The 6,963-nt window shown below is 51.8% G+C and carries 8 protein-coding genes and 1 pseudogene; 8 read left to right on the top strand and 1 reads right to left on the bottom strand.

The window, feature by feature from the left end; translation table 11 throughout:
* Window positions 1-393 precede the first annotated feature (393 nt).
* The 8 genes from CSR02_RS12810 to CSR02_RS12770 all read left to right on the top strand — a co-directional run bounded on the left by CSR02_RS12810 (window position 394) and on the right by CSR02_RS12770 (window position 6,507).
* Window positions 394-1,101, top strand: coding sequence for a BRO-N domain-containing protein (locus CSR02_RS12810; RefSeq protein ID WP_099541901.1), 708 nt, complete (start codon window positions 394-396; stop codon window positions 1,099-1,101).
* Between the two features lie 97 nt (window positions 1,102-1,198).
* Window positions 1,199-1,477, top strand: a complete 279-nt coding sequence (locus CSR02_RS12805) for an HU family DNA-binding protein (protein ID WP_012813123.1) — start codon at window positions 1,199-1,201, stop codon at window positions 1,475-1,477.
* 8 nt (window positions 1,478-1,485) lie between these two features.
* Window positions 1,486-1,788, top strand: a complete 303-nt coding sequence (locus CSR02_RS17060; protein ID WP_041633166.1) for a WGR domain-containing protein — start codon at window positions 1,486-1,488, stop codon at window positions 1,786-1,788.
* Window positions 1,789-1,873: 85 nt separating this feature from the next.
* A complete protein-coding gene (locus tag CSR02_RS17055; protein WP_244177006.1) occupies window positions 1,874-2,176 on the top strand; it encodes a DUF2312 domain-containing protein in 303 nt (100 codons plus the stop codon).
* Between the two features lie 768 nt (window positions 2,177-2,944).
* On the top strand, window positions 2,945-4,261 hold the full coding sequence (repC, locus tag CSR02_RS12785) for a plasmid replication protein RepC (RefSeq protein WP_099541900.1): 1,317 nt from the start codon (window positions 2,945-2,947) through the stop codon (window positions 4,259-4,261).
* A 154-nt stretch (window positions 4,262-4,415) separates the two neighbouring features.
* Window positions 4,416-4,709, top strand: coding sequence for a hypothetical protein (locus CSR02_RS12780; protein WP_099541899.1), 294 nt, complete (start codon window positions 4,416-4,418; stop codon window positions 4,707-4,709).
* Complete coding sequence (locus tag CSR02_RS12775; RefSeq protein WP_099541898.1) at window positions 4,706-5,752, top strand: Fic/DOC family protein; 1,047 nt, start codon at window positions 4,706-4,708, stop codon at window positions 5,750-5,752. The genes CSR02_RS12780 and CSR02_RS12775 overlap by 4 nt, the downstream gene beginning before the upstream one ends.
* A 197-nt stretch (window positions 5,753-5,949) precedes the next feature.
* Window positions 5,950-6,507, top strand: coding sequence for a contact-dependent growth inhibition system immunity protein (locus tag CSR02_RS12770; protein ID WP_099541897.1), 558 nt, complete (start codon window positions 5,950-5,952; stop codon window positions 6,505-6,507).
* A 148-nt stretch (window positions 6,508-6,655) separates the two neighbouring features.
* On the opposite strand, the pseudogene CSR02_RS12765 reads toward CSR02_RS12770, so the two are convergent.
* A pseudogene (locus CSR02_RS12765) lies at window positions 6,656-6,963 on the bottom strand (hypothetical protein); the annotation flags it as partial.

Genomic DNA, 6,963 nt, shown 5'->3' with positions numbered 1-6,963 from the left:
TTGGCCTCAGTGTCCTCTGAGGGTGCGCTTCCAAGATGCGACCGAAAACGATATCCGCTTTTCCGTTCCACAATTGTGAGGCTTTCTGTTCCATTTCCGTGGGGGTTCCGTTCCTCGTGGCGTCCCCTATCTGTGGGGTTTCCGTTCCGTTTCCGCCCCATATGAGTCCCACGTCCGTTCCATCAAATTTAGGGCCTTCATACACCATTGCACCCTCAGTGCGGCGGCTGCGCCGCCAGGATTGGGCAAGCGGGAAAAAGAGGCATTAGTGAGGGCTCCCTTTGTGAGACGGGACTTCGCATTTGGATGAGGGATAGGAGTGATTTTTTCGTGGTTCGTCGCATGATGGAGGGGGATGTTGGCTGCGTAATCAGATTTCGCGAGGATTAAAAGATGACCCCGATATCAAATACAGCAATGACGTTCGAAGGACATGAACTCGAATGGGTCGAGTGTGATGGCCAGCCATGGCTGCTTGGACGTGCAGTCTGTGACGTGCTGGAAATTCAGCGCCATCGGAGTGCGTTGGAAAAACTCGACGAGAATGAAAAACGACTTGTTACGATTCCGACTGCTGGCGGGCCGCAGAAAGTCGTAGCTGTGAGCGAAAGTGGACTCTATTATCTCACGTTTGCTTCCAGAAAACCCGTAGCTAAGAGGTTCCGCCGCTGGGTCACGGAAGAAGTTCTGCCCCAGATACGCCGCACTGGAGAATATCGGCCTGATAAAGGTCAAGATGACGTTGACCTTCGATCGGCTGGTCTCACGCAGGAAGATCTACGTCTTCTGGCGGAGCTGAAAGAGGGTGATATCTATCAAGCAACACGCCACCTGGTGACACGCATGAACGGCAAATTTTCTGTCGAAAGAGCGTTAAGTGAAGCAAATCGCCCGTGGTCCTATGATCTGGATATTCTGGAACTCATTCATCTGGTGAAGCTTGTGCAAATCAGTTGGTTCGCTCTTGGGCAGAATAGTGAACGGTCTGATCAAATGCGCCAGTATATGTGTCGTTTGTTCGCTGTTATGAGACTACTTGATGATAAGTTTGGGACTGGCCCCTATTTTGAGCCGGTAGCGTCTGCATCACCAGAAAGATAATAAGTTTCATCAGTTGAAGTAATGGAAGGTAACCCCTTGTGGTTACAGGGCAAAACCTATTACCTTCCATTACTAACTGATGAGGTTGAAAGATAAAATGAATAATCACGATTTGATTGAGCGTATTGTTGCTACCACTGACATTTCCAAGAAGGATGCAAAAACAGCACTCGACACAGTTTTCGCCGCGATTATCGAAGCAGCAGCCGAGGGCGATGACACAGCCATTCCTGGCTTTGGCAAATTTGTTGTGCGACAGACTTCGGAACGTAAGGGTCGTAATCCTCACACAGGAGCAGAACTGGTGATCCCTGCATCCCGTAAACTCGCCTTTACACCAGCTAAGGCCGTCAAGGATGCTCTAACGGGAAAATAAGACCGTCCGTGGCACCTCAGAAGCGGCGGAATGATCAGGCGTTGTCCGATGGAAAGTTCCTGCAACTTCCTCTTTTTCCGGACGCCGTTTCTCTGGTGCGCATATCCCCACCTTGCAACATGTGGCGCTATTATGATCTATCCATCCAACAGGATTTGTTCGGTGGCGCGTTGCTTATCCGCCGATGGGGCAGGATAGGGGCACCTGGAAAGGTAAGACATGACCTTTTCCCAGATGCCGGAGCCGCAGCCAATCAGCTTGCGGTTATATTCCGGAAAAAACTCAAGCGCGGTTATATCGTTAGACCTTGAACGTCGTCTTTTTCTATCCATCCTTTTTCGTCGCATGATCATTGATGATCCTGTTCATCCGTTTTGAGGAACAGGACATACTGGAATGACAAGCTCTGACGAACCCACCCATGCCGCGTGGCGTGCTCATGTGGATGAGCAGTTTGATGCAATCCATGAATCACTTCGCGCACTTCATCAACGCCAGACACTTATTTTCGAACTACTGACCCCAGAAGAGCGCAAAGCGCTCGCCTCGGACATCAAGGATATTTTCACTGAAGCCAAATCGGCCGGGTTTGATGTCCGAACCATCAAACAGATCATTCGCTTGCGCAAGCAGGAACCCGCAGAGATAGAAGAGCAGGAAACACTGCTGGATATCTATCGGCGTGCGCTCGGAATGTAAGAACGCAACCTGGCTGGTGCCTGCTGTCTATCTCGCAAGACATAGCAACCTGCCCCCTGATACTGCTTAATCGGATCGTAAAAGAGACCAAACCTGCAGGATAAGGAGAAGGCATTCGGCAGACAACAAGCGGAAAACCGCCATTTCCAAGGCATATCAGGCGAGGATAATATGGAGATCATAGGATTTCAGAGCGAGAAGATGACAAGCTTAAATGACTAAGTAAGATGTCCTGATTCGACTCGTTTCCCATGGGACAACATGACCTTCTTAGGCAGCTTAAACGCCTGTTTTTGCAGAAATAATAGGGTCGTTCATTGTGGAATCAGTCTCAAGCATTTAAGCCCTTGTGGTTGGTCGCATCATGAGTGTGCATTCTGTCGCATGACGAGCACGTTTCGGGAGCGCCAACCAGAGACCCTCGTTCGCATCGTATTTTCCTATGAAAGGAAGATACGGAGCGTTGAGAGACCCAAGAATGACGATGGCCATGCCCCAAGTGCGGCGTGATCCGTCGGTAAGAGCGAGAAGGAAGAGAGAGCCATGACATAGTTTCCCCCTAAAACGACTGAGGCCCCGCTTTCGCGAGGCCTGCAGACACAAAATACATTCCCTGAGGGGTATGTCGGAAGAAAAATACGTTTGGCGACAATTTTTCTCCGACATATCCCGCAAAATTGCAAGCTTTTTCTTGCCACAGGGGGCGTTTGTCCTGCGGGTCAGTATCGCAATGGGGGAGGTATTCCCATTCGTCGGACAAAAAGAATAATGTTATCAGAAGGTTATTCCCGCTCTGCGGGCATAAGGAAAATCACGCCTGCCATGGTTGCGGCGCGAACAACAGCTGAGGCTCTGCCTCTCCAGGCCGTGGAAATGAGCGACCTCTATCGCTATCTACGCCAGGGGCGGTCGATTCTCGGCCTGACATGCCAGCAGACGGAACTGCTCTGCTATCTGATCGCATTCACCCAACCAGCCGACTGGTCGGGTGAAGACGAGGTCCTACCGGTCTCCACCGCATCCAATCTGGATATCCAGCAACGCTTTGATCTAGGGCGAACCCGCGTTAAAAACCTGTTGCGCGAGCTGGCCGAAACAGGGTGGCTCCTTCACCGGGATAGTCCCAACGGACAGCGTTACCGTCGTTCCAACCCTTTTACTCCGCGAAGCCAGCAGGCCTACGGATTTGATCTTTCTCCGCTTGCCCGCCGATTTGATGATCTCAAACGTGCGGCTGAAACGGCTCTTTGGCGCCAACAGGAAGGTCGTCGCCTCCATCGGGAGGTTACAACACTCTCCCGCACCATCTACGCCCTGTTTCAAACCGCAGAAGAAGCAGGAGTCACGGTGAAAGACGGAAAACAGATACTCGCCCGTACGTCTACTCTTGTCAGTCAGCGGGGGAGTGAACGTGATCCGAAATGGCTTGACCCCATCTGTCAGGAACTTCGTCAGATTCATGAGCAGGTTGAGCGGGAGATCGCTTTTGCCAAGGAGATGACCGTCTCTTCAGGCACCTCTGATTCAGTTCCTTTATCTGTGGAAAGTGACCCCATGGGGTCACCTGAACGCCCCCACTATACTCATACAAACTCAACCAATTTAGCTAAAGCTACTGTAAAAGCGGTCGGCTTCGCCGAAAATTGCAATGAAACTTCGCGTAGTCGGTCGTCCTCGTCCTCACGTGCCGCTCAAACCCAACCTGTCCCCTCGGCTGTTACAGATCCGCTTCGTGGTTTCCGGGCTAAGCCATCTTTTGTCCTGCATATCGCCCCGATTTTCCGGCAATATTGCAGTTCCGACAAACCGGCAGAAACCGAAATCATACAGGCCGCACTCTTTGCGTGCGAGCAACTTGGAATATCCCGACATGCCTGGGCGCAAGGGCAGGCGGTTTTTGGGGATTACCCGAATGCCGTGGTGATTGCGGCAATTGCTGCACGGACAAACGCAGGTGAAGTGCGCTCACCAGGAGGCCTGTTGCGCGCCATGATCGCACGGTTCCTTGCGGGGCAACTCGCACTGGATCGCACCCTTTATGGGCTGGCGGAAAAGCTGAAACGCGGACCGACTATAGTGCAGTAATCACGGGAGCGGGTCTCGGGTCAGTGGAAATCGGAAATGCTTTCTGGTCGCATAATGGTCTGGCTGACTCCTGATTGTAGGAGATCATACGATGCAGACGATAAGGGATACGTATCCCCATTCGCTCGGCACAACCGGGAGGACTGAGGGCAACATGAATGAACCAACGCGCTTTCCACGGGTCGAGCGCTATCAAAAGGAATTGGCCAACCTGACGTTTGAGCCCGTATCTCCGGAGATGACGTCTTTCTACAAGGTGCTGATTCAGGACGCGATGAGCGCCATGACCGAACATGACAGGCCAGAACGTAACCTGATGGCTGAAATTTGCTCCATCACAACATTACTGATTGAGGCGCGTGTGCCGGCTGAAATTCTCATGGATTATCTTGAACGCCTTCATGAGGAACTGGATGAACCGATCCGTCCAATGGAAGGAGATGAATGATGCCTGTCACTGACCCCTATCTCTATCCAGACACCGATGTTCTCGTGAACAAGAAGGGCTATCAGAACGCAGATCGCCTGCGCGTTTTTGAAACAACCCGTTATCTGAGCCGGGCGATCACCATGCCGAGCGCAACCAGCTCACCATCTGCATTGAAGAATCTGCATCATCATCTGTTTCAGGATGTCTACGATTGGGCAGGACAATACCGGACATGCAACCTGTCAGTTGACGGCCGGAAAGGTCTTCATCCACAGAGTATTCATCAATCCGTTCATGCTGTTTTCCAAAACCTGAATGCGAATAATGGTCTGCAGGATCTGTCATCCGATCGTTTTGCACGGGCAGCAGCCACGCATATTGCCTCTTTGGATAAAATCCTGCCCTTCCGGCATGGGAACCAGCAGGTCACGCTGTTGCATCTTGCCCACCTTGCCAGAAATGCGGGGCATACATTTGATCTTAGCCAACTGGATCACGACCAATGGAACAGGGCAAGTAGCCAGGCGGCCGTCAATGACGAACGTCTCATGACGCATGCCATCGCCTCATTGTTTAAGTCTGGTCGTACCATGACGCCTGACCAGGCACGCCGTGAAGCTCTCTCGCTGCGTGATCCAGCACGCCATGAAATACAGTCCCGGATTGAGGGGGTCACCAGAACACTTGATGCAGGCCGGGCTGACGGCACCACGTTAAAAGAGCTGAGGGGCTTACGGGGAGAACTGAAAGCTCTTGAGAGTGACACACAGGTTGGCACAGTTCTGCGTCATATTGATCAGGCCCAAAAGGCCGGCATTGAAAAGCTGACCGTTCTACCCGGACGGGACGGATCGGCGCGTGACGCCATCTATGCCATCGGTCGGGCAGCCGTTCGCAGTCTTGATCTGCGTGAGGATCAGCGTGCGGCGCAGGGGATGAAAGCTGAACAGGCACACTCACCGTCTTCCTGGTTTACTCGGGCCAGCCAGAAACTGTCTGCGTCAGAAGGAACTGCCCCGCAATCAAATGGGCCAAAATCGCGAGGCCCACAGATTGGATAGAACACTCTGTGCCTAATCAGCACGATAGCGGCGTATGATGCGTTCTGTGTTCCCTATATTACTGACCCAGCAGAAATGACTCCAGAGCTGCAAAACGAATGGAAGGCCCTCTGCCGTGCCTATCACCGAGCTAACGACATCATTCCCAAACAAACAGGAAAGTCAATTTCAATCCAGATTGATACGGTAAGCTGATCATGGCAGTGATAAGAGATAAAAGTTGTAGCATCCGTCGAACGGATAAATGGATTTCCATAGAGTCCGAAGAGGTGTGGTATGGGATTTATTTTTCGCGGAGAGGTCATGTTATTCATGCGCCAAGAGACGTCACGCCTGAATGGATCGGACAGAATGTTCGTCTCGCTCTTCAAACCAGTGAGAGTTTCACTCCCATCGATGGAGGTCCTCTTAATCGAGAGGAGAGAGTCGCTATGGAAGAAGCATCCAACGAACGTCGGCTAGCTTTCTGGGATGATATTACAGCATCGTATGGTTACAAAAGCCGTGACGCGGCTTGGAAAAAATTTGACCTTGTAGCTGCAGCATGGCGTTTTGAGTTGACGAAAGACATCGAATTGTTAAGCACCAAAAGTTCCCGTGGTGGCGCACATTCGGCGTGGCCCACAAACCGAAATGAGGGCCGTGTTTTTTCTGTTCCGATCGATGCTCCAGACAAAGATATTGGAGAGACAGTATTGAAAGCCTTTGCCAAATGTGAAGGACCAGGAAAATCTACTGAGCCACTGTTTCCTTGATCTCTGCCAAACCAAAATTTCAGATAAAGGGGGCAACCGTTGTGAGGCAACCTTGGCTCTGGCGGAATCACCTTGTCAGAAACTTTCTGTGTTGAAAGGAACAACGCCCCAGTTGCATGGCCCACAGATTGGAGAGAACACTCTGTGCCTAATCAGCACGATAGCGGCGTATGATGCGTTCTGCGTTCTCTATCGCACGCTCCAGCTCCTCATAATTTATGGGTGCAAACGTGGGCACTGGTCCTGGGGGCCGGATGTCCAAGTCCTCCTCTGGAGGAGTGGTCTCCTGACTTTCGCTTTTTCTCGGCCGCCCGCGTTTCCTGCCGGGTAGGGGTCTTTTGGGAGGGCGCACGATCTCGCGGAGTGGTTCAAGTTCTTTCAGGGCGAATAATCGCCTTGCGGTGCGATGCGTGACTTCAACAATCAGACCGTCTGACAGAAATCGTTCCAGATAGA

The organism is Acetobacter pomorum (assembly GCF_002738225.1).
GTDB classification, from domain to species: Bacteria; Pseudomonadota; Alphaproteobacteria; order Acetobacterales; family Acetobacteraceae; genus Acetobacter; species Acetobacter pomorum.
The sequence above is the reverse complement of the archived record's forward strand: the minus strand, read 5'-3'. Positions and strand labels throughout refer to the sequence as shown.